Raw genomic sequence first — 22,688 nt, 5'->3', positions numbered from 1 at the left:
CATTCGATTAATACTTTTTCTATGACAAAACTTAGCGTTAATATAAATAAAATTGCCACTTTGCGTAATGCCCGTGGTGGAAATGTTCCTGATTTACTTAAAACAGCATCTGATATTCAGAAGTTTGGCGGTCAGGGCATAACAATTCATCCACGTCCGGATGAACGTCACATACGTTATCAGGACGCACGGGATTTAAAATCTATTGTTACTACAGAATATAATATAGAAGGAAATCCGCAGCATAATTTTATCGATTTAGTTTTAGAATGTAAACCAGATCAAGTAACCTTGGTTCCAGATGCTATTGGAGCAATTACATCTTCTGCTGGATGGGATACCATAAAAAATCAATCGTATTTAGCTGAAGTTATCAAAGAATTTCAGAGAAACGGGATTAGAACTTCCATTTTTGTTGATCCAATTAGTGAAATGATCCAAGGAGCAAAAAAAACAGGAACCGACAGGATTGAATTATATACCGAAGCTTTTGCGCATCAATACAGTCTGGGTAATGAAAAAGGAATTGATCCTTATGTGAAATCGGCAATTTTGGCTAACGAATTAGGTTTAGGAATTAATGCTGGCCACGATTTAAGTTTGGATAATATTAAGTTTTTTAAGCAAAATATTCCGGGATTATTGGAAGTTTCAATTGGTCACGCTTTGATTGCCGAGGCGCTTTACCTTGGATTGGATAATGTGGTTAATATGTATCTGCAAAAGTTGAAATAGTTTTTAAAATTAGTTTTTTGATTCCGGAACGCAGAGTTTAATTCTGCAGTCTAAAATCTAAAATCTGCAATCTAAAATAAAAATGCTCTACTCTAAAATAGAAGGTTCAGGAAAGCCTTTACTTATAATTCACGGATTTTTAGGGATGTCCGATAATTGGAAAACGTTAGGAACTCAATTTGCTGCTGATGGTTTTCAGGTTCATTTATTAGATTTACGCAATCACGGGCGCAGTTTTCATTCGGACGAATTCAGTTATGAAATCATGGTTCAGGATGTTTATGCTTATTGCCAAGAAAATGCTCTCGAATCGATTGATGTGATTGGTCATTCTATGGGGGGGAAAACCGCAATGCTTCTGGCTGCAGTTTACCCAGATTTAGTTGATAAATTAATAGTTGCCGATATTGGACCTAAATTTTATCCTCCGCATCATCAGGATATTTTGGCAGGATTGAATGCTGTAGATTTTTCTGTTAAGCCCAGCCGTAATGAAGTAGAAGAAATAATGAAAAATTACATTCCAGATTTTGGAACTCGTCAGTTTTTAATGAAAAGTTTATTTTGGCAGGAACCCGGACAGCTTGCTTTCCGGTTTAATTTAAAGGTTTTTAATGAAAAAATTGATGAAATAGGCAAAGCCTTAGCTTCTGATCAGGTTTTTGAAAAACCAGTGCTTTTTATCAGAGGAGGAAATTCCAATTATATACTTGACAGCGATTTTGATGGCATTCATAACCATTTCCCAGATTCAAAAATATTTACTATTCCAAACGCTGGGCATTGGCTGCATGCAGAAAATCCTAAAATTTTTTATGAATTTGTAAGTCTTTTTTTAAAATAATGAAGTAATATTTATTACATTTATAAAAATTTTAAAACATATAACTATGAATTTAATTTTGAGAATAATTATTACTGCAGGATTAGTTTTTGGAATTGCTCATTTCTTACCGGGTGTTCATGTAGCTGGCCCGTTTACTGCAATGGTGGTGGCAGTTGTTTTGGGGTTACTTAATATTTTTATTAAGCCTATCATGGTATTGTTGACTTTGCCTTTTACAATAGTAACTTTAGGATTGTTTTTATTGGTGGTAAATGCTTTGATTATTTTATTGTGTACAAAGATAGTAGGAGGATTTGTAGTAGACTCATTTTGGGTTGCTATGTTTTTTAGTATCATATTATCATTATCTCAATCTATTGCTTATTCTATTATTGGAAATGATAAAAAGTAGTTTTTTAGACAATCGTTTATATCGGAAGTTAAAAACAATGTATTTTATTCCGATTTTAATAGAATAAATAGTTTGAATCTTCATATAAAGATGAACTGGATTTGGGTTTTTTAAGATGCCAAATGCTTTTTTTATTAAAGAATGTTCAGTTAAAAGAATTAATTTTAGGTGAAAAAATAGTGAGTATTTAATAATTTTATAATCAAAAATAGAAATCATGAAAACATTAATTATTGTATTAACCGCATTCTTTGCTATGGGAACTGCGGTATCGGCCCAAACGGCAGCACCTCCAAAAAAAGAAGTTCAAAAAACGATGTTTACCTGTCCAATGCATCCTAAAGAAATGAGTGACAAAAAAGGAAAATGCAGTAAGTGCGGCATGGATTTAGTTGCCACTAAAGAAACTGTACATAAAACAGCCGGAAAAGAAAAACAGCCTGCAAAAAGTAAATATGTCTGCACAATGGACGGTTCAGCATCAGATAAGCCTGGGAAATGTCCAAAATGCGGAATGGCAATGACTGAGAAAAAGGAAGATAAAAAAAAGTAAAACATAAATTAGTAGTTTCCCAACAGCCTTAATATAAGGCTGTTTTTTGTTTGCAGCATAATTTGATTTTAAGGTTTGGCTTGACAGGCATAATAAATTTTGATGTGATAAATCAAAAGATATTCTTAATTTGTAGATTTGAAAAAAATAATAATATGCTGGAACTTTCAGAAATCTGGGTATATCCTGTAAAATCGTTAGGCGGAATTCAACAGCAGGAATCAAATGTTACAGATCGTGGTTTGGAGCTGGACAGACGCTGGCTTTTAGTCGATGCGGATGGCCGTTTTTTATCGCAGCGTGAATATCCAGAATTGGCACTTTTTAAACCTGAAATAGCTGGGGATTCTCTAAGAATTACTCAAAGAGTTCTTTCGGAATCGATTGATGTGCAGCTTCGTCCCGTTTTCTCTAAAGAAGAAAAAATTGAAGTAACGGTTTGGGAAGATACTATCGAAGCATATGAAGTTAGTAAGGATAGTTCTGATTGGTTTACAAAACTATTGGGTTTTCCGGTACGGTTGATGTATATGCCGGATGACAGCGAAAGAAAATTAGACCCAGATTACTCAATTACCGGCAATGAGATTACTTCTTTCTCGGATGCTTATCCTTTTTTGATTATCGGGCAGTCTTCGCTGGATGATTTGAATGGAAGACTGGAAACAAAAGTTCCGATGAATCGATTCAGACCCAATTTTGTTTTTACTAATGGAGAGGCTTTTGAAGAAGATAATTGGAGAGAATTTAAAATTGGCAATATTTCTTTTGTTGGAGTGAAGCCTTGTGACCGTTGCGTGATGACCACAGTTGATCAGGAAAAAGGCGTGGTTTCAGGAAAAGATCCTTTGAAAACATTAGCCCAATATAGAAATTTTGGAAACAAAGTATTGTTTGGACAAAATGTCATTGGATTGGGATTAGGAATTGTTTCGGTTGGTGATGAAGTGAAGGTTTTAAGTAAGAGCAAATAATAACGATAATAACCGCAAAGAGTGTAAAGTATTACGCAAGGTTCGCAAAGTTTTGCGGACTTTGCGTTTTTTTTCTTTGCGGACCTTGCGGTTAAAACTCAAATCAATCTTTTTTATGTTGTTCAGTTTGGTTTTGATTTTTAAGAATGATATTATCTCCTGTGTTCATACCGTTTGATATTCCAATCATGAAAGCGGTAATAATCATTATGAATTTTCTTTTTAGCCAATGGGATGGCTGTTTGGATTTCTCCAAATGAGTTTTGTTATTAACCTGAACTCGATTAATAATTTTGGTTGAAAATTTTGTAGAAAAAGGTAAAATTTAGTATATTTAAATTTCTGACAATTAAATATTTAACTAAACTCTACCTTATGATTTGTTTTGATAAAATTACAGATATTTTTTCTATTGTTGATGAATTTTGCAAAGATTTTGATAAAACCACACAGTCTTTTCTGCTAGGAAAACCTTCCAAACGTCCTTCGATTATGTCAAAATCAGAAGTAATTACAATTTATTTACTTTTTCATTTGAGTGGTTTTCGCTGTTTCAAGCATTATTACATTTTTTATGTCCAAAAGCATATGCAAAATGAATTTCCTAATACAGTTTCTTATAATCGCTTTTTAGAACTAATGCAAAGTGTTCTTTTGCCAATGACAATTTTTGCCAAAACCTGTTGCTTAGGCAATTGCACAGGCATTTCGTTTGTAGACTCAACACCAATTAGAGTTTGTAAAAACAAACGAATCAGTAGAAACAAAGTTTTTAAAGGTATTGCCACTACAGGGAAATCTACAATGGGCTGGTTTCATGGGTTTAAACTCCACATCATCATTAATGACAAAGGAGAATTGTTAAGTTTTGCTGTAACTCAAGCCAACGTAGATGATAGAGAGCCACTGAAAAATGAGGGCTTTTTGAATGCTATTTTCGGAAAACTATTTGGTGATAAAGGATATATAAGCGAGAAACTCTCTCAATTATTATTTGTTGATGGAATCCAATTAATTACAAGTATTCGAAATAATATGAAAAATAGTTTGATGGAAATGAGTGATAAAATTTTACTCCGTAAACGTTCAATAATAGAAACGGTTAACGATGAACTTAAAAATATTTGCCAAGTTGAACATTCTAGACATCGTTCATTTACCAACTTTTTGTCAAATCTTATCGCTGGAATAATTGCTTATAATTTTCTGCCTAAAAAACCTTCTTTGAAATACGAAACGATTAAAACTAACCAATTGGCTGTATTTTATTAATCGAGTTCAGGTTATTAAGTTTATACATTTTGTAAATGATAAATGATTAGACATTTTTTATCATCGTTATGCATGGAATTGCATAAATGCTTAGAAAGGATTTCTACGCTATGTATAAATTAATTAGAGAAGTGGTTGCTGGAATTAATGACTTTGCTTAAAAAAGTCATTTGCGCTTTAGCTGCGCTTATGTTTTGATAAAGTAAATTTTGTAATTTTTGAAGATTCCGAGTTTTAAGATTATGGATGTCATGAAATTCTAGATATGCTGAAATAATCGAAAATGCAATCTTTTCAGGGGAATGTTTCTGATGGAATACGTAGGATTTGGAATCCTTAGGATCAAATTCATTTCCAGTCTTAAAATATGAAACCTGATAATACTCCGCAGAATTTGATTTAGAATGTAAAATACCGTCATTCACCATCAAGCCAAAAGCCATAAAGAGTGAAATGAGATATTTTAAATACTTTGTCAATTTATAAAGTTTGAATTATCTATTGCGATGCTAAATTACTATTTTTTTCGTGCAGTTAATATAGTATGTGTTTCTTCATTAGATTCTGGTCTTTTATATTTTACTTTAAATACTGTTAGATCTTCAAATGAATTGTCGAGGAGTTGTTTTTTTAACTGGTCTAATTCATAGAAATAGAAATAACTTCGGTCGCCACTACTACTAGTTTGAAAGTCTGATTTATCAGGGTTGCCTTCAACAAAACTGATGTATAAAAATCCATTGTTGTTCAGTAATTGAGTAGCGCCATGAATTAGTTTTTTGCCATCGCTATGTGATAAATAAGGCAAGCAAAAACCACAAATTATTCCGTCATATTTTGCTATTAGCTCGCTTATATGTCGAATATCCATTACACTGAAACTTGCAGCTGGATTGTTCTTTTTTGCAAGTTCAATCATGTTTGGCGCAATGTCAATTCCGTGTATGTTAAAGTCGGGTCGCTTGGATAAAAGATATTTTGTAATATTCCCAGGACCACAGCCAATTTCTAATATTTCAGCTTTCTCTTTGAGTATTGAATCACATATAAAGTCATAAGTCTTGTCATATAAATCTAAGTTCATAAACTTTTCTTCGTATAGTGAAGCAATTTTGTTCCAGGTTTCAAATGTTTCTTTATAGTTGTCCATTTAAGTGTATCGTTCTGTAATGTACTATGTTTTGTTAATAGGTTTGATTAAACTTCTCTTGTTCGTCGTGCTAATATATAAACAATTCTTAGCAAATTGTCAAAAGACACATTTATGAAATTGAAGTCATAAACAACAAAAATCTTTATAATTTCACCAAATCCCGCGTGAAGGATTGAAGTGAAAAGCCCACAGCCCAGTGAAGCAATAGCGGAACTGAGCGAGGACTTGTAGCGGAAAGCCTGACCCTTTTGGTCAAGCCCAAATTATTTTAACCAATTGTATTTGTGGTATAAACGGCTTAAAATCACAACAAATTCCTGTAAAATTCAAAATCTTAAAATACTTGTTTGGGTTGCAAAAGTTTTGTAATTTTGCGACCCAATTTTATAATGTAAATTAAAGAAGAAGATGGATATCAAAAGAGTAGCAATAGACGCTGTGAATGAAACGATTGTGATGACAGTTGTTCACATGGATTACAAAGGACAAGTAGCGAAAAGAATAAACGAAAAAATGCCTTTGGCGACTGTAAAAGGTTTTAGAAAAGGACAAGTACCAAAAGACCTTGTTGAAAAACAATACGGTAAAGCTATCAAAAAGGAAGAAGTTAAGAAAGTAGTGGATTTGGCTTTGGAGCGTTTTGTACAATCTGAAAGATTGAACCTTTTGGGAACTCCTCTTGCTAAAGAAAACGAAAACTTGGATTGGGATGCAGAAGAATTGGTTTTTGAATACGAAATTGGTTTGGTTCCTTCTTTTGAATTGGATCTTGAAGCTAAAAATGATATCGTAAAATATGTTGTTACTGCCGATGATAAATTAATTGATGGTCAAGTAGCTCGTATCCAAAAACAATTTGGTAATGCAAATCCAGTTGAAAAAGTAACTGCTGATGCTGATGTTACTGGAACTTTTACAAATGCTGAAAACGGAATTGATAATAAAACCACTTTATCTTTAGATGTATTCAAAGACAAAGCGACTGCTGATTTATTTATCGGAAAAGAAGTTGGAGATGTAGTTACAGTAAACACAAAAGGTTTATTCCAAGACGATCACCAATTGATGGATTACCTGAAAGTTGGTCACGATAATGTACATGATTTAGCAATTGATGTTGATTTTACTATCTCTGCTATCAATGTTTCTGAGCCAGCTGAATTGAACCAGGAATTGTTCGACAAATTATTCGGAGAAGGAAATGTTGCTTCTTTGGAAGATTTGAAAGCAAAAATCAAAGAAGATGCTGAGTCTCAATTTGCACAGCAGGCAGACCAAAAATTATTGGCAGACGTTCAAAACTTTTTGGTTGAAAATACCAAATTTGACTTGCCTTCTGAATTCTTAATCAAATGGCTGCAGACTGTTGGAGAAAAACAATTAACTCCAGAAGAAGCAATCGTAGAATACGCAAGATCTGAAAGAGGTTTACGTTTCCAATTGATCGAAGGAAAAGCAATGGCTGCAAGTAATATCCAGATTACTTTTGATGATTTGAAAGCGTTTACAACAAATGCAATCAAACAGCAAATGGCGCAGTTTGGACAAACAAACCCAACTGATGAAGAAGTTCAGGGAATTGTGGCTAGAGTTTTATCTAACCAAGAAGAAGTAAAAAGACTTTCTGATCAAGTGGTTGCTGCTAAATTATTGGATTTATTCAAAGAAAAAGCAAACCCAACTACTAAAGAAGTAACTTACGAAGAATTTATCGCCGCGTCTTACGGAGAATAATTCAGCAGAAAGTCAAAAGTTTTAAAGTCAAAAGTTGTGGAGTGGAACTTTATTAGTTGTATTCCAAATTTTAAGATTTTATTACAGATATGGAAAGATAAAAAATAGTTATATTTGAGCGTCAAAAGATAATTTTTGACGCTCTTTTTTTAAGTTTTAAGCTTACGTCTTAAATTTTTATTTCATAAATTTCAAACTTATAAAATATAATAAGAAGACAAATTGGCATCATTTATAAAAAGGGTATGAACTTTGTTTTATTCGTTTAAAGTCACTTTCAGACTTTAGACTTTCAAACTTTTAAACTTAAAAACATGGACTACGGAAAAGAATTCAAAAAATTTGCGATTAAAGGTCAAGGAGTAAATGCAATGTACTATGATAAAATAGTATCGGCAATGAATCCAAAAGGCATGACTCCCTATATAATTGAAGAGCGTCAGCTGAATATTTCTCAATTGGATGTTTTTTCAAGACTGATGATGGACAGAATTATTTTCCTTGGCACAGGAATCGATGATCAGATTGCAAATATTGTTCAGGCACAATTATTATTTCTGGAAAGTGCAGATGCTTCAAAGGATATTCAGATTTATTTGAATTCACCTGGAGGAAGCGTTTATGCTGGTTTGGGGATTTATGATACCATGCAGTACATCAAACCAGATGTTGCTACTATCTGTACTGGAATGGCGGCTTCTATGGGAGCGGTTCTTTTGTGTGCGGGTGCAGCAGGAAAACGTTCGGCTCTGCCACACTCAAGAGTAATGATTCACCAGCCGTCAGGAGGAGCACAAGGTGTTGCTACAGATATGGAAATCAACTTGCGTGAAATGCTGAAACTGAAAGATGAATTATACCACATCATTTCACATCATTCAGGTCAAACTTTTGACAAAGTGCACAAAGACAGTGAACGCGATTACTGGATGATCGCTGATGAAGCCAAAGAATACGGAATGATTGATGAGGTATTGAGAAGAGGATAAAAAATAGTCGAAAGACGAAAGTCGAAAGTCAAAAGCAATGCTAAGACTTTCGACTTTAAGACTTTCGGCTTTAGACTATAAAGAATGGCAAAACAAGTATTACAATGTTCTTTCTGCGGAAGGAAAAAACCGGAAACCAATTTATTGATTGCTGGAATCGATGCACACATTTGTGATAAATGCATCGAACAAGCACACGGAATTGTTCTGGAAGAATTAAAAACAAACAGAGGTTCGAAACTCGTCGGTGATTTAATTTTAAAGAAACCAAAAGAAATTCGTGCTTTTCTGGATCAATACGTAATTGGGCAGGAGCAGACCAAAAAAGTAATGTCTGTTGCGGTTTATAATCACTACAAACGTTTGATGCAGCAGCAGTTGGACGATGAGGTAGAAATTGAAAAAAGCAATATCATTATGGTAGGGCAGACTGGTACAGGTAAAACTTTGGTTGCAAAAACAATTGCCAAAATGCTGGATGTACCTCTTGCCATTGTTGATGCAACGGTTCTTACCGAAGCTGGTTATGTTGGGGAAGATGTTGAGAGTATTTTGACACGTCTTTTGCAGGCTGCCGATTATGATGTAACCAAAGCTGAAAGAGGAATTGTTTTTATTGATGAAATTGATAAAATTGCCCGTAAAAGCGATAATCCTTCCATTACCCGTGATGTTTCGGGAGAGGGAGTACAGCAGGCCTTATTGAAATTATTGGAAGGAACTGTTGTTAATGTACCGCCAAAAGGAGGACGTAAACATCCAGATCAAAAATTTGTTGAGGTAAACACGCAGAACATTTTGTTTATTGCCGGTGGTGCTTTTGATGGAGTAGAACGTATTATTTCAAAACGTTTGAACCGTCAGGCAGTAGGTTATTCGACTTCCAAAAATGCGGATAATATTGATAAAGACAATTTACTGCAGTACATTATTCCAAAAGACATCAAGGATTTTGGATTAATCCCTGAGATTATTGGACGTTTGCCAGTTTTGACACACATGGATCCATTGGACAGAGAAACACTTCGTGCGATTTTGACGCAGCCAAAAAATGCTTTAATCAAGCAATATCAAAAATTGTTTTTGATGGACGAAGTTGATTTTACTATTACTGATGAAGCTTTGGATTTTATTGTTGAAAAAGCATTGGAGTACAAGTTAGGTGCCCGTGGACTGCGTTCATTATGTGAAGCAATCTTAACAGACGCTATGTATGAACTGCCAAGTTCTGATGATAAAAAATTAGAGATCGATATGGAATACGCCAAAGAAACATTGAATAAAAATTTATTGAAACGTTTGGAGATTGCTTCTTAATTCAAGCTCAAACGGAATCAAAATAAAATTCAAAAGCATCTGTTTCTTAGCTTAAAAAAGTGTAGACATTAGTTTTAAGGCTGTGAAAATATTCTAATAAAAAATAATTGATACATTTGTACTTTGCTTGGAACTTTTTAAATAAGAATTATCAATGAGCACAACTGAAATAAAATTGTACGATATTTTCAGGAAAGACCTTAAGTTGTCTGATGAAAAGGCAAGAATTTTTGCTGAAATAGTGCAGGAAACGGTTGTCAATGAAGTAAAACACCAGCAAACAGAATTTAAAAGTCAAAATAAAGAAGATTTATTAAAACTTGAAATGCAGCTAACTGCAAAGATTGAACAATCCAAATACGATTTAGTAAAATGGTTTGTAGGGCTGTTTTTCGCTCTTGCAATGATGATTATTGGGTTGTATATCAAAAAATAAGTTAGAATTTTAAAACAAAAAAGCCCAAAAAATGAATGCTTTTTGGGCTTTTTTTATTCGGTAATGTGATCAAAAACAGCCTGTAAATAATGCCGGATAAAGTAAAACTAATCGTCGACTTCGTTGTTAATAGCTCTGAAACAGCCCATTTCTGAAGGAATTTCAGTTAGTGAGTCAATTTGAAATTATTTTTTCAAAAGTGTGTTTTTCTTTTCCTTTTAAATGGATGCTTAAATTGATTTAAATTTGCCTATCAATACTGCTGTTTAATTTATTTCAAATTTATATTTTTTTACATCTTCTTTATCGCAGGCAATCGGGATGCCTTGAGAATCCAGAATGAATGCTTCCTGAATATCGGTTTTATGAAGTGTGGAACCGCTGGCTATCAATTTACAGCCATTTTTGTATTTGATAAAAGGACTCTTGTTTCATGCTGAAATCCCCAGACATTTTATGGCTGTCAAAAGCTTCGCTAAAAAGCAGTCATGATTGTTTCTTTATTTTTCTTTCAAGTTTAGAAAAAAAATTTCTGTTCCTGATTCTCTAAACTGCAATTTTAGGCTTTTGTATTTATTCTGCGATGAAATTTTTACAGCTTCAATGCTTAGAAATAGTAATCAAAATGATTTTCTTTTCAATATTATAGATTGCTTTCTGCCTGCGTTATACAGTAGCTTTTTTGTAGTTAAAAAAGAGTTTTGTTTTAGAATATTTGTTAAATTTATGGGAAAAATAATTTGTTATGATAACGGTTAAATGCAAAATAGATGCTTCAATAGATGAAGTATGGAAATTATGGACTACTCCAGAACACATTACAAAATGGAATTATGCCTCTGATGACTGGCACACTCCTTATGCTGAAAATGATTTGCGGACTGGAGGGAAATTCAAGTCTACTATGGCTTCAAAAGACGGAACGATGAGTTTTGATTTTGAAGGCGAATATACAAAAATGGAAAATCATTCCTTGATAGAATATAAAATGGCAGACGGCCGAAAAGTTGATATTTATTTTGTTAGCCTGGAAGATGGAGTCGAAATTATTGAAAGTTTTGATCCCGAGAATATAAATTCAGAAGAAATGCAGCGGGAAGGATGGCAGACTATTTTGGATAATTTTAAAAAATATGCAGAGTGTCTTTAAAAATAATATTAGGAAAATAACAAACAATTAAAATTTTAAAAAATTATGGCAGCAGTTAATCCGTATTTAATTTTTAATGGAAATTGCGAGGAAGCATTTCTATTTTATAAATCTGTTTTTGGTGGAGAATTTCCGTATATCGGAAAATTTAGTGATATGCCTTCGGATGAAAACAGCCCGAAATTATCAGAGGCAGATGCAAATAAAGTCATGCATGTATGTCTGCCGATAGGTGATACCGTTTTGATGGGAAGCGATAGTAATGATGCCAGCGGTGATGTTGTTTTTGGTTCCAATGTTTCGATTTCGATTAATGCAGAAAGTACTGAGGAAGCTGATAGAATTTTTAACGGGCTTTCAGCGGGAGGAAATCCTTTCATGCCAATGAATAAAACCTTTTGGGGCGCTTATTTTGGAATGTTTGTGGATAAATTTGGAATTCACTGGATGGTTAATTTTGATGAAAATCCTGCTAAATAAAAGTCTTTAGATATGAAAGTGCTGAAATTTATAGGGATTGGAATAGTTGGAATTATTGCTTTGCTTTTGATTATAGCAATGGTTGTTCCAAAAGATTATTCGATATCGGCTTCTACAACAATTAATAAACCGCAGGCAGTGGTTTTTGATTATGTGAAAATGATTAAAAATCAGGAAAAATACAGTGTCTGGGTAATGAAAGATCCAAACGTAAAAATCGAATATACAGGAATTGACGGAACTGTGGGGGCCAAATCCTCCTGGGTGAGTCTGGATGATAACGTAGGCGAAGGTTCTCAGCAGATTACAAAAATAACAGACAGCAGAATTGATGTTGCTTTACATTTTGAAAAACCTATGAAAGGTGATAATACAGCCGCTACAATTGTCGAAGCTGTTTCTGATAATCAGACCAAACTGACTAACGAATTTTACGGACATGCTGATTATCCTCTTAATTTAATGTCTTTTGTCTTTAAAGGTTTTGTCAAAAAAGACCAAGAACAAAATTTGGCAAATGTGAAAAAGATTTTGGAAAGCCAGCCTTAATTTATTTTTTACCATTAAGAATTAAGAAATTTAGATTATATGCCTGAACTTCTTAGTGATTTTATACAAAAAAGAAGACCGTTCAATGATGAATTTGAACGGTCTTCTTTTTTATGCAGGCTTTATTTTTGACTATTAAACCTAAGAAGTCAAGCTTAATAATCTTAATATCTTAATGGTAAAAAATGTTTAAACGGTAATTAAATGTTTAAACGATATTTACTTCATCATGCCCCCGCCGCTTTTTACTTTTTCGGTTTCAATATTGGTGTTTTCATTCTGCATTTTCAGATTTCCGAAATTGTAAGTCAATGATATACGGAATGTTCTGGAATCTTGTTTTTGTCTAAAGGAGGTATTCAAATTTTCGCCGGCAATCAATGCATTTACTTCATTTTGATTGAAAACATCAAAACAATGCAGGCCTATTTTTAAATTCTTATCCATGAAATCCCTGTTGAATGAAATGTCAAACTGCTGAATAGGTTTGGTTATTTTGTAAATCTGCCAATTTCCCGGAGGAAGGTAGAAATACATCATTGAGTTCTTTATTTTCCAAGGAAGCATAATCTGCGACTGGAATGCATAATTAAAAATAGCTTTATTGGTATAAGGGAAGTCATAGCCTTTAATATCCGATTTGATATAGTTAAAGTTCACAAAAATGTAATTCATCTCATCGATGTTACCCATTCGTTTTTTAAATTCTTCTTTTCCTTTGAAAATATAATCTAACGGAATCGGGAAATTGGCATAAGCACTAAAGGTATTAAAATGATCAAACTGCTGATACGTTTGGTTGCTCACAGGTTTAGCTGCATCGGCATCGGCACTGAAAACAAATAGGTTGTTGTCTTTGGAAGCAGTGTAATTCATTCCCAGCTGTATAAACTGCATCGCTGTAATTTTGAACTCATAGTTGTTCAAATACGTTGGATCAAGGAAAAGGTTTCCTTGCGAAGTGTTGTATTGATCAAAAGCATTCCCGTTGTTTGGATCCAGATTATTGTAATTCGGCTGATTGATTTTTTTAGAATACGAAGCCGAAATATTTACATTGTCATTTACTTCATAAATAGCACTTGCATTTGGAAACAGATTGGTATTTTTGAATTTTATCGGTTCCGTCAGAGTATTTGTGATTCGTTCTACATGGTAATCTTCAAAACGCAGTCCAGCGGTAAAATTGAATTTTTTTATCTTTTTTCGGGCTTCGGCATAGAACGCCAGATTGTTTTCCGAGTAATCGAAATCAATCCTATTTGCTGCTGAATTGGTGTAATAATTCCCAAGGTCATTTACTTCCAGCACATTGAATTTACCGCCAGTATTGATTGAAAAATCCATTTTTTTGAATGGAATTGCAAAATCATATTTCAGGTAATAATTTTTTAAATCAAAATTAAGACCGCTGTTGGCAAATGAATCTGCATTGGAAATATGATCAATCGCATTCGATTCTGTAATTGGTTTTTTGTCAAATAAATTGCTGAAAGCGGTAATATCAAGCGTTCTTCCTAAAGTGTCAAGTTTGGTCTTGTACTGCAGACTGATTTCGTGATTATTGTTTTTGTTTTTTGTCGTTCCCTGATTGAAATAATCAATGCCATCGCCCATTGTTGTTGCATCATAAACGGATCTGTCATTGGCATAATTTCCGTTGTAATTGAATAATAAATTCGATTTTTCAGTCAGTTTGTAATTGGTGCCTAATCTAAAATACAAGTTTCTGTTTGTGTTTACGGTAAAGTTTTCCTGTTTTAGATACTGCATTGGATTAAAAGCGGTAAACTCCTGTAAGTTGCTGGTTTTCTGTTCGCTGTCAATGTAATTATAGCCCAGCATTGTCTGCCAGCTCAATTCTTTTTCTTTTCCGTTTAAAAGAATCTGCGGGCTTGGTTTTTGGTATTTATTAAAATTATAATTGATGTTAAAACTGGCATTAACACCTTTCATTCTTTTGGAACTTGTAACGATATTAATTACCGATCCGCTGGAATTAGCATCAAATGAAGCGCCTGGATTGTAGATTAATTCTACTTTTTCGATAGCGTTGGCTGGCAGTGTGTTTAGGTAATTTTGTAAATCATTACCAGATAATGTGCTTGGTGCGCCGTCGATATAAATAGTAACCGCTTTTCCGTTTAGAGAAATTCCGCCGGTTGGTGAAGTAATTACGCCAGGTAATTTCTTTACGGCTTCAAGACTGCTCCCGCTGTTGAGCATGCCGTTATCTTTCACGCTGATTGTCGTTTTGTCCGAATCTACCTTGATGTATTTTTTTTGGGCAGTTACAGTCACTTCGTTAAGAGCATTGACTTTTTCCTTGATGGAATCTTTTTCGACTTTTGGAGAATTTTCTCCATTTGTCTTGGCTTCCTGCGCAAATATAATAGTTGTGCTAAGCAGCAATAAGGCTAATACTGTTGATTTCATTAATTGAATGATTTTTTGATTGATGATTGCATACAAGACCTTCAAAATCAAAAAATGTTACAAGAAGAGATAGAAATATTTAAGAAAAGTTTTGAGTATTGGATGGATTTGCTGTTTGCACGCATCGTTTGCCGCCACTTCCGCCACATACACGACTAGAAGAACAGGAGGAAACGATTAAAATAATTAGAAGAAAGAATAGTTTTTTCATTAGAAGTTAACAAAGTGCTGCATTTTTTTCAATTGCTCAAGATAGTCTCTTTTGTTGGATAAACGGGGGATTTTGTGCTGACCTCCCAGTTTATTGCATTCTTTGAGCCAATCATAAAATAAACGCTCTCTGGCGACATTAATCACCAGCGGATTCAGTGTCATATTGTTGTAGCGTTTGGCTTCGTAATCAGAGTTTAAAGACTGTAAAGTTTCGTCTAGAATTTTTTGAAAAGCGGTGATGTCTTTTGGTTCCTGTTTGAATTCAATCATCCATTCATGAGCTCCTTTTTCCTTGTCTTTCATAAAAATAGGCGCAACCGTATAATCGACTACCTCGGTTTGGGTTATTTTGCAGGTTTTGGCAATAGCCTGATCAGTATTTTCGACCATTAATTCTTCTCCAAAAACATTGATGTGATGTTTGGTGCGTCCAGTCACTCGAACGCGATAAGGATCCAAAGAAGTAAAACGTACAGTGTCACCAATTAAATAACGCCACAAACCGCCATTGGTAGTAATCACCATAGCGTAGTTCTTAAACAATTCAACATCGGCTAATCGAATTGCTTTTTGGTCTGGTGTGCCAAAAGTGTCCATTGGAATAAATTCATAAAAAATTCCATAGTCCAGCATTAACAGTAAATCGCTGGAGCCATTTATGTCCTGAATGGCAAAAAAGCCTTCGGAAGCATTGTAAATTTCGTAATATTTGAATTGGTTTTGCGGAAGAATTTTTTGGTATTGATCACGGTACGGGTCAAAACTCACACCTCCGTGAAAGTATACTTCCAAGTTGGGCCAGACTTCCATTAGGTTTGTTTTTCCGGTTTCTTCCAATACTTTATTCATAAGTACCAGCATCCAGGAAGGAACACCGGCAAAGCTCGTCACATTTTCATTTAGGGTTTCCTTGATGATAGCATTCATTTTGGTTTCCCATTCGCTCATTAAGGAAATTTTACTGCTTGGCGTACTGCTGAATTCAGCCCAGATAGGCATGTTTTCAATCAAGATGGCCGATAAATCGCCAAAAAAAGTATTCTTGTTTTCATAAATCTGGGAACTGCCTCCAAGACGCAGACTTTTGCCTACAAACATCTCCGATTCTTCATTGTTGTTCAAATACAAACACAGCAGATCTTTACTGCCTTTGTAATGACAATCTTCGAGCGCTTCATTGCTTACCGGGATAAATTTGCTTTTGGCATTGGTAGTACCGCTGGATTTGGCAAACCATTTTACGGGAGTGTTCCAGAGCACGTTTTGTTCGCCCTGACGGGTACGTTCTATAAATGGTTCCAAATCTTCGTAGGAAGAAATCGGAACTCTTTCGCTAAAGGTTTTGTATGATTTTATTGAGGAATACTCGTATTGTCTGCCAAAAACCGTTTCTTCGGATGACCGAATTAAATTCATCAGCAATTCTTCCTGAACCTCATTTGGATACTTCAGGAAAAGCTCAATTTGGTGAATTCTTTGTTTCAAGAACCAAGAAGCGATAGAATTTATAATGGATAAAGGCATGGAGATTTTAGATTTTAGATTAACGATTTTAGATCTCGGATTTTTTCCTAAATAGAAAAAGACAGAAATTTAAAATTTGAATATCGATTGACAAATGCTAACTTTGCTCTTGTACCAAAAATAGTGTTTTTTTGTAAAAAACAATTCGATTTTTATCAAATATTCAAAACTCAAGCGAATAGTCCAGCCATTTGCAATCATAAATTAACAATCTAAAATCCCAATGACATACCAAGGAGTACTTTCTAAAATGCAGACAGAATTCGGGAATCCCATCCAATATTATCTGGTTTTCGAAAACAGTTTTTTAAACATGAATCAGCTGTTAAACAAGGAGCTGGAAATTAATTTTGAAGGCTACCAATGTTTGAACTGCAATAAAAAGAAGAAAATTTTCCGTCAGGGATTCTGTTACGACTGCTTTTATTCGAGTCCGGCAGTGGGCGACTGGATCATGAAACCCGAGCTGAGTACCGCACATCTTGGCATTGCCGACCGTGATTTGGAATACGAACAAAAAGTGCAGTTACAGCCTCACATCGTTTATTTGGCCTTGTCCAGCGAAGTCAAAGTAGGGGTAACACGCAAAACGCAAATGCCTACAAGATGGATTGATCAGGGAGCGACTCAGGCGATTTCAATCGTCGAAGTGCCCAACCGATATTTGGCTGGAATCACCGAGGTTGCCCTAAAAAATCATTATGCTGATAAAACCAACTGGCGTAAAATGCTTCAAAACGATGTCCTGCCTGTTGATTTAATTGCCGAGAAATTAAAGCTTGAAAATCTCATCCCAGCCGAAGTGCAGGAATTTTATCATTTGGACAAAAATGACTTGTACGAAATGCATTTCCCAGTTTTAAGTTATCCCAAAAAAATAGCCAGCTTAAGTCTGGAGAAAACACCTCATTTCACAGGAAAGCTGGCAGGAATCAAAGGGCAGTACCTGATTTTTGAAGACGGAACTGTTTTCAATGTACGTGGTTTTGAAGGTTATGTAGTTTCGATTAATGTATAAAATTTATTGTCATTTGGGCGTGCCATCAAGTTTAGCGGTATAAACAAGATTATTTGTTTTAGAAATAAATTCGATATATTTGAGATTGGAAAGTAAATAATTTTGTTTTACTCATTTTTCAGCGTTTTTATAGAAGTTTATCACGTATTCTATTAGTTGGTGACAATTTATCGAGAACTATACGCAAACTATTCTAAATAAAAAGTATATGGATTATAACGAACAAATATCGAATTTAAAATTACTTCACAATTTGGAATCATTTCGCAATGAATTTTTGATTGATTTACTTTCAGATGTCAAACAAAGCAGTGGAGAAAATTACAAATATTATAAGAAAAGAAGACGCTGTTTTGTACCCAAAATTTTAATTGTTATACTAGAAAAATATCCGTTGACAAATTTTTATATTTCTATTTCCAGACTAATAGAAAATACAGAAAGTCAGAATCTTTATCATGAAATTTACATAGATTTCAATTTAGAGGAAGATCATCTTTTTAATCTTCAAGATTTAAAATCATTTAATAATGCTAAGTTTTTAAATTTTTACAAAACTGATGTTGAAGAGATACTTTCTGCAAATTTCAATGGATTGACTATTACTTCAACAAAAGAATTTTTAAATAGAATTAAATTAAATGAAAATATAGATTTTAAAATTAAATTTGGGAGATCAAAACAGGAATTGTTTATAATTTAAACTCCCAAAGGCTACAACATCACTAGGACAATTGTCTTAATGTAAAGATGGGTTTGTATTTTGATGATTTGGCAATTGAAAATAGAGTCTAAATAAATTTTAAAAAACATTATGGAAGATTCAAAAAACAAACCAGAAGACACAACTCCAAAAGTAACAGGAATCGGCGGGATTTTCTTTTTCTCTGACAATCCTTCAGAAACCAGAGAATGGTATGCTAAAAACTTAGGGCTTGATGTCAATGAATGGGGTTCCACTTTCGAATCTCGAAATATAGACAAACCCAATGAAGTAAATCAATTGCAGTGGAGTCCTTTTCAGAGCGGAAGTGAGTATTTTTCTCCATCCAAAAAGGAATTCATGATTAATTACAGAGTTCAAAATATCGAGGAACTTGTGGGAAATCTGAGAGCCAACGGCGTGACTATCCTTGATGAAATGGAAACCTTCGATTATGGAAAATTCATTCACATCATGGACTCTGAAGGAAATAAAATAGAACTTTGGGAACCAATTGATGAGGTTAGGTAATAGTAATGATAATAATCAAATTTGTCGAATTCACTGAATTGTACGCACAGTTTGTCATTCCGAGGAAGGAGGACACGAGCGATAGCGAACTGGCGAAGCAATCTCCGTTAGAAACTCGACAAAGATAGGGTATTTTGATTGCGGAATTACTTGCGAAGATTCCTCGTTCCTCGGAATGACAATATGTTAACTGGGTGTTTGTAGGTATTAGGTGCTTTTATAGAAAAACCTACAAGGTCTCGAAAAAGACCTTGCAGGAATAAAAAAAGCCGTCTCCAAATTTGTTTTTGTGAGACGGTTTTTCTAATTTAATTTTGAGGTGTTGTTGGCTCTGCTGGTTTTTTCTTTTTGAATAAACCATTTAGTAAATCGCCGGCTTTCTTTTTAATATCTTCTTTTTGAGTATTGGTTTTAGTAGTGTCGGTATCCGTTTTTTGGTTTTTACTCAATAATTTTTCTAGTTCTGAAGTTCCTTTTTTCAGCAGTTTATCCGATTGCTGCTTGGCTAATTCTTTCGTGAGGTTAGTCATCACGGTTTTCATATCGGTTGAGATTTTAGGATTACTGAAATTACCAGTCATTAATGCAGTTACCGGAATATTCTCAAATTTCGCAGCATCGGCTGGAGACATTTTCGAAATAAAAGCATTGGCTTCTTTGCCTAAATATTTAGCAGGAACATTAAACTTGATATTGTAATCCATATTTTGATCAAAACCATGGCTGCCGCCAACAGTCGCTTTTATATCCTGATATTTTATTTCAAATGGTTTGACATTTACTTTTCCATCTTTAAAAGTCAATGCAGCCTTGATGTCATTAAGATTTACTTTATTTAAATCAACAAATTTAACATTGGAAGTCAACGCTTTTAATACTGTCGAATTATTCGAATTTATAGTTGTTGAAAGCAATTGCCCGATCAAATCTCCTGAAATTGTTTTCAAATCCGGAGTCATTTCTGCAGCGTCCAGATTTCCGTTTAATTTGATAGTGGTGTTTATTTTTCCATTTACGATACCTGCAATTGGGGCTATTTTTTTCAGCATATCCAATTGGGTAAAACTCTGCTGGATATCAACTTGATTTAAATTTAAATCCATATCAAAAACCGGCGTTTTTCCTTTGGTCGAAACAGAACCATTGGCTCCAATTGTTCCTCCAAAAATGGATGTTTTTACATCTGTCAAGGAAACTTTTTCATCTTTAATGGTCATTTTACCCGAAACAGCTTTCAATGTCAGGTTGTCGTACAAAACCGTATTTGCTTTTGCGGTAAGCGTACAATTTAAGAAAGCCGGTATTTTTAAAGGCTCAGATTTAGCTGTTTTTTTTGTAGTTTCTTTTGCTTCTGTTGTTTCAGCATTAGCGGGAGCTGTGCTGGCAGTCATAAAATCGCTTACAGCAAGCTGATTGGATGATAAATTGAAATTTCCTTTCAGCTCTTGTTTCCTGAACATAAAGCCATAAAAATTGTCTAAAACTCCTGTTACGCTAAGGTCGCTTTTCCCTGTTTTGGCATTAAATTGTTTCAGGTTAACCTGACTTGGGTTGAATTGTACCAAAGCATTGCTGATGGTCATGTTTTTGCCGTTTCCGTCATCATAATTAAATCCTGTTAAGCCGATAGTTCCTGCATTATTGATGTTTTGATACTGGCTTTTTTCAACTGAAGCCATGTCAAATTTGGTGGTTACATTGGCTTTAAGGATACCGGTAAGCGGTTTTTCAAGTTTTATAGGATAGGCTTTAGAAAGATTGGCTAAATTGATAGTTCCTTTCAAAGCAGCGTCAACAAGTGCATTGGTACTGATATTTTTTATATTGGCTTTGGCATCAAAAACGTCTTGATCGATTCTAAAAGAAAGTTTGTCCAGATTAACATAAGTGTCATTCATGATACCGGTTTCATTTACGATTTTGGTGTCAATTACAATGCTTTGCACCGATTTTGGCAGGTTCGGATATTGAAATGATCCATTATTGGAAGCAATGGCAATATTGAATTTTGGAATAGTAGTGTCCGTAAGTGTGCCTTTTGCAAAACCATTAACCGTAAAATCTCCTGTAGTTTTTACGCCTTCCAAGCTGGAAGAATAAGCAGCAGGAATCAGTCCTAAGAAGTTTTTGAAAGAAGAAGTTGGTGTTTTGAATTTCAGGTCATACACTTGTCCTGCTTCGGCCATTTGTATAAAACCGTCAAATTCTAATGGGAGCTGATTGATTAAGGCTTTATTCTCTTTGAAAGTATATTTGCTTTTCTCTAAATCAATACCAAGAACGGCATCCAGTGACAGTGCAACGTTTTTCATGTAATTGATTTTGCCCATGTCAAATGATACTTTGGCAGTCGATTTGGTGTCTAAATCCAGCTTTGAACCGCTAAAATCTCCTGTTCCTTCATGGTTTAAACTGTCAATAATCATTCTCATCTGCGATCCTTCATCAAAATATTGAAACTTGAAATTCTCAATTTGATATTTCTGAATTTTCAATGACATTGGATCACTTTTGGTATCTTCTTTGGGTTTGTTGTCCTTTAGAGCAATATCAAAATTTCCAATTCCTTCTTTGTTGAATATAATATTAATAAAACCATTTTTAGATGTTATTCCTTCTATTTCCATGGCTTCTTCCTTTCCCTTAAATAATTCTTTGATAGACATTTTTAAGTTCAATTCTCCCAATGAAACCAATGTGTCTCCTTCAAATGGAGCTTTGTTGATAATTAACAGCTTGTCTAAAACAACTGTAGCTTTGGGGAAATTTTTGAATAAACTCAAATCAGCATCTGCAAAAGAAATCTTGGCGTCTACTTTTTCGTTGATAGCCTCAGTAATTTTGGCTTTTATTTGGTCTTTAAAGAAATATGGAATTGCAAATAAAGAAGCTGTAAATACAACTAATACAATTCCGGCGATTTTTAGAATTTTCTTTAGCATATAAGTTTAGTAATTTGGGTTATTATTACAAAAATAAGTTTTTAAGAGATTAGGATTTATAAAAAATTCATAAAAAATCCGTTTAAGTATTTCTCAAACGGATTTATGAAAATGGATTACCAAATAGTTTTTATGTCATATTTTGGCATGAATTCATCTTTTGTTATGAATGTTAGTTTCCCAAAAATAAATTGAGCAATCATTATTCTATCGAAAGGATCTCTGTGAATGAATTCTAAAGAGGACAATACAATAAGGCTTTCTATAGAGATGGGCAGGATTTCAATTCCGTTTTTGTTTATTGTTTTTAGAAAATTTACAAAGCCGTCTTCAAAATTAATTTTATTGATACTGACTTTTATTGATAATTCCCAAATGACAGCAATGCTGATGAATATTTTATTCTTAGGATTTTCAATTGCTGTTTTTGCTTTCTCTGATAATTTTTCATCTGCTTCAAAATACCAAAGCAGTGTATGCGTGTCAAGCAGCAAATTCATTTATATGTAATCTTTAAAATCTTCCAAAGGATCGTCAAAACCATCAAGAATTTTAATTTTTCCTTTCATAGATCCATAAACAGGCTGTTTCTTTTCTTTTTTTTCTGGTAGTTTGGCTAATAATTGATCAATAAAAATATTTACTTCCTCTTGTAAAGAAAAAGGTAATTGGTCAATTTTTAAATGTAAATTATTAATTTTCATGATGTTTAATTTATAGTCAAATTTACATTTTTTATTT

24 protein-coding genes are annotated in these 22,688 nt (G+C 33.9%); 16 read left to right on the top strand and 8 right to left on the bottom strand.

The window, feature by feature from the left end; all coding sequences use genetic code 11:
• Positions 1 to 21 precede the first annotated feature (21 nt).
• The 6 genes from OZP07_RS19055 (at position 22) to OZP07_RS19025 (ending at position 4,772) form a co-directional block, all read left to right on the top strand.
• Positions 22 to 735, top strand: a complete 714-nt coding sequence (locus OZP07_RS19055) for a pyridoxine 5'-phosphate synthase (RefSeq protein WP_281636350.1) — start codon at positions 22 to 24, stop codon at positions 733 to 735.
• An 82-nt stretch (positions 736 to 817) separates the two neighbouring features.
• Positions 818 to 1,579 (top strand): alpha/beta fold hydrolase, encoded by a 762-nt coding sequence (locus OZP07_RS19050; protein WP_281636349.1) that lies wholly within the window; start codon positions 818 to 820, stop codon positions 1,577 to 1,579.
• A gap of 46 nt (positions 1,580 to 1,625) precedes the next feature.
• Positions 1,626 to 1,973, top strand: a complete 348-nt coding sequence (locus OZP07_RS19045) for a phage holin family protein (protein ID WP_194641858.1) — start codon at positions 1,626 to 1,628, stop codon at positions 1,971 to 1,973.
• 217 nt (positions 1,974 to 2,190) lie between these two features.
• Positions 2,191 to 2,526, top strand: a complete 336-nt coding sequence (locus OZP07_RS19040) for a heavy metal-binding domain-containing protein (protein ID WP_281636348.1) — start codon at positions 2,191 to 2,193, stop codon at positions 2,524 to 2,526.
• A 155-nt stretch (positions 2,527 to 2,681) separates the two neighbouring features.
• Positions 2,682 to 3,500 (top strand): MOSC domain-containing protein, encoded by an 819-nt coding sequence (locus OZP07_RS19035; RefSeq protein ID WP_281636347.1) that lies wholly within the window; start codon positions 2,682 to 2,684, stop codon positions 3,498 to 3,500.
• 375 nt (positions 3,501 to 3,875) lie between these two features.
• Positions 3,876 to 4,772 (top strand): IS982 family transposase, encoded by an 897-nt coding sequence (locus OZP07_RS19025; RefSeq protein WP_281635207.1) that lies wholly within the window; start codon positions 3,876 to 3,878, stop codon positions 4,770 to 4,772.
• A gap of 119 nt (positions 4,773 to 4,891) precedes the next feature.
• Here OZP07_RS19025 and OZP07_RS19020 read toward each other — a convergent pair whose 3' ends face one another.
• Both OZP07_RS19020 and OZP07_RS19015 read right to left on the bottom strand, forming a co-directional pair.
• Complete coding sequence (locus OZP07_RS19020; protein ID WP_281636346.1) at positions 4,892 to 5,251, bottom strand: hypothetical protein; 360 nt, start codon at positions 5,249 to 5,251, stop codon at positions 4,892 to 4,894.
• 38 nt (positions 5,252 to 5,289) lie between these two features.
• Positions 5,290 to 5,922 carry a class I SAM-dependent methyltransferase gene (locus tag OZP07_RS19015; protein WP_194641853.1) on the bottom strand — a complete coding sequence of 211 codons (633 nt, stop codon included), beginning with the start codon at positions 5,920 to 5,922 and terminating at the stop codon, positions 5,290 to 5,292.
• Positions 5,923 to 6,333: 411 nt separating this feature from the next.
• Between OZP07_RS19015 and OZP07_RS19010 the strand changes: the two genes are divergently transcribed.
• The 4 genes from OZP07_RS19010 (at position 6,334) to OZP07_RS18995 (ending at position 10,401) form a co-directional block, all read left to right on the top strand.
• The gene (locus OZP07_RS19010; RefSeq protein WP_194641852.1) at positions 6,334 to 7,659 is read left to right on the top strand and encodes a trigger factor; all 1,326 of its coding nucleotides are present in this window, start codon (positions 6,334 to 6,336) and stop codon (positions 7,657 to 7,659) included.
• 314 nt (positions 7,660 to 7,973) lie between these two features.
• On the top strand, positions 7,974 to 8,648 hold the full coding sequence (gene clpP / locus OZP07_RS19005) for an ATP-dependent Clp endopeptidase proteolytic subunit ClpP (protein ID WP_281636345.1): 675 nt from the start codon (positions 7,974 to 7,976) through the stop codon (positions 8,646 to 8,648).
• An 84-nt stretch (positions 8,649 to 8,732) separates the two neighbouring features.
• Complete coding sequence (gene clpX / locus OZP07_RS19000) at positions 8,733 to 9,965, top strand: ATP-dependent Clp protease ATP-binding subunit ClpX (RefSeq protein ID WP_281636344.1); 1,233 nt, start codon at positions 8,733 to 8,735, stop codon at positions 9,963 to 9,965.
• Between the two features lie 154 nt (positions 9,966 to 10,119).
• Positions 10,120 to 10,401: a hypothetical protein gene (locus tag OZP07_RS18995; RefSeq protein ID WP_194641939.1), complete on the top strand. Its 282-nt coding sequence runs from the start codon at positions 10,120 to 10,122 to the stop codon at positions 10,399 to 10,401.
• Positions 10,402 to 10,667: 266 nt separating this feature from the next.
• Here the strand turns inward: OZP07_RS18995 and OZP07_RS18990 are convergent, their stop codons facing one another.
• A complete protein-coding gene (locus OZP07_RS18990; protein WP_255549677.1) occupies positions 10,668 to 10,793 on the bottom strand; it encodes a hypothetical protein in 126 nt (41 codons plus the stop codon).
• 353 nt (positions 10,794 to 11,146) lie between these two features.
• Between OZP07_RS18990 and OZP07_RS18985 the strand changes: the two genes are divergently transcribed.
• Genes OZP07_RS18985 through OZP07_RS18975 form a run of 3 tightly spaced genes read left to right on the top strand, consistent with a single transcriptional unit; the run spans position 11,147 to position 12,580 of the window.
• Positions 11,147 to 11,551, top strand: a complete 405-nt coding sequence (locus tag OZP07_RS18985; protein WP_281636343.1) for an SRPBCC family protein — start codon at positions 11,147 to 11,149, stop codon at positions 11,549 to 11,551.
• Between the two features lie 45 nt (positions 11,552 to 11,596).
• Positions 11,597 to 12,031, top strand: coding sequence for a VOC family protein (locus OZP07_RS18980; RefSeq protein ID WP_281636342.1), 435 nt, complete (start codon positions 11,597 to 11,599; stop codon positions 12,029 to 12,031).
• A gap of 12 nt (positions 12,032 to 12,043) precedes the next feature.
• The gene (locus OZP07_RS18975) at positions 12,044 to 12,580 is read left to right on the top strand and encodes an SRPBCC family protein (RefSeq protein WP_281636341.1); all 537 of its coding nucleotides are present in this window, start codon (positions 12,044 to 12,046) and stop codon (positions 12,578 to 12,580) included.
• Between the two features lie 219 nt (positions 12,581 to 12,799).
• Here OZP07_RS18975 and OZP07_RS18970 read toward each other — a convergent pair whose 3' ends face one another.
• Both OZP07_RS18970 and OZP07_RS18965 read right to left on the bottom strand, forming a co-directional pair.
• Positions 12,800 to 15,016 (bottom strand): TonB-dependent receptor domain-containing protein, encoded by a 2,217-nt coding sequence (locus OZP07_RS18970; RefSeq protein WP_281636340.1) that lies wholly within the window; start codon positions 15,014 to 15,016, stop codon positions 12,800 to 12,802.
• Positions 15,017 to 15,226: 210 nt separating this feature from the next.
• Complete coding sequence (locus OZP07_RS18965; RefSeq protein WP_194641845.1) at positions 15,227 to 16,753, bottom strand: GH3 auxin-responsive promoter family protein; 1,527 nt, start codon at positions 16,751 to 16,753, stop codon at positions 15,227 to 15,229.
• A gap of 223 nt (positions 16,754 to 16,976) precedes the next feature.
• Here OZP07_RS18965 and OZP07_RS18960 point away from each other — a divergent pair, with 223 nt between their 5' ends.
• The 3 genes from OZP07_RS18960 (at position 16,977) to OZP07_RS18950 (ending at position 19,005) form a co-directional block, all read left to right on the top strand.
• Positions 16,977 to 17,771 (top strand): DUF2797 domain-containing protein, encoded by a 795-nt coding sequence (locus OZP07_RS18960; protein ID WP_281636339.1) that lies wholly within the window; start codon positions 16,977 to 16,979, stop codon positions 17,769 to 17,771.
• A gap of 208 nt (positions 17,772 to 17,979) precedes the next feature.
• Entirely contained in the window at positions 17,980 to 18,474 is a 495-nt protein-coding gene (locus OZP07_RS18955) for a hypothetical protein (RefSeq protein ID WP_281636338.1), read from the top strand.
• 111 nt (positions 18,475 to 18,585) lie between these two features.
• Complete coding sequence (locus OZP07_RS18950; RefSeq protein ID WP_281636337.1) at positions 18,586 to 19,005, top strand: VOC family protein; 420 nt, start codon at positions 18,586 to 18,588, stop codon at positions 19,003 to 19,005.
• Between the two features lie 308 nt (positions 19,006 to 19,313).
• Here the strand turns inward: OZP07_RS18950 and OZP07_RS18945 are convergent, their stop codons facing one another.
• The 3 genes from OZP07_RS18945 to vapB form a co-directional block, all read right to left on the bottom strand.
• On the bottom strand, positions 19,314 to 21,947 hold the full coding sequence (locus OZP07_RS18945; RefSeq protein ID WP_281636336.1) for an AsmA-like C-terminal region-containing protein: 2,634 nt from the start codon (positions 21,945 to 21,947) through the stop codon (positions 19,314 to 19,316).
• 116 nt (positions 21,948 to 22,063) lie between these two features.
• Entirely contained in the window at positions 22,064 to 22,447 is a 384-nt protein-coding gene (locus OZP07_RS18940; RefSeq protein WP_281636335.1) for a type II toxin-antitoxin system VapC family toxin, read from the bottom strand.
• On the bottom strand, positions 22,448 to 22,651 hold the full coding sequence (gene vapB, locus OZP07_RS18935; RefSeq protein WP_281636334.1) for a type II toxin-antitoxin system VapB family antitoxin: 204 nt from the start codon (positions 22,649 to 22,651) through the stop codon (positions 22,448 to 22,450).
• Between the last annotated feature and the right edge of the window lie 37 nt (positions 22,652 to 22,688).

The sequence above is a fragment of the Flavobacterium marginilacus genome (genome assembly GCF_026870155.1).
In the GTDB taxonomy this organism is placed as follows: Bacteria; Bacteroidota; Bacteroidia; order Flavobacteriales; family Flavobacteriaceae; genus Flavobacterium; species Flavobacterium marginilacus.
This window is presented reverse-complemented; position numbering and strand designations above follow the sequence as displayed.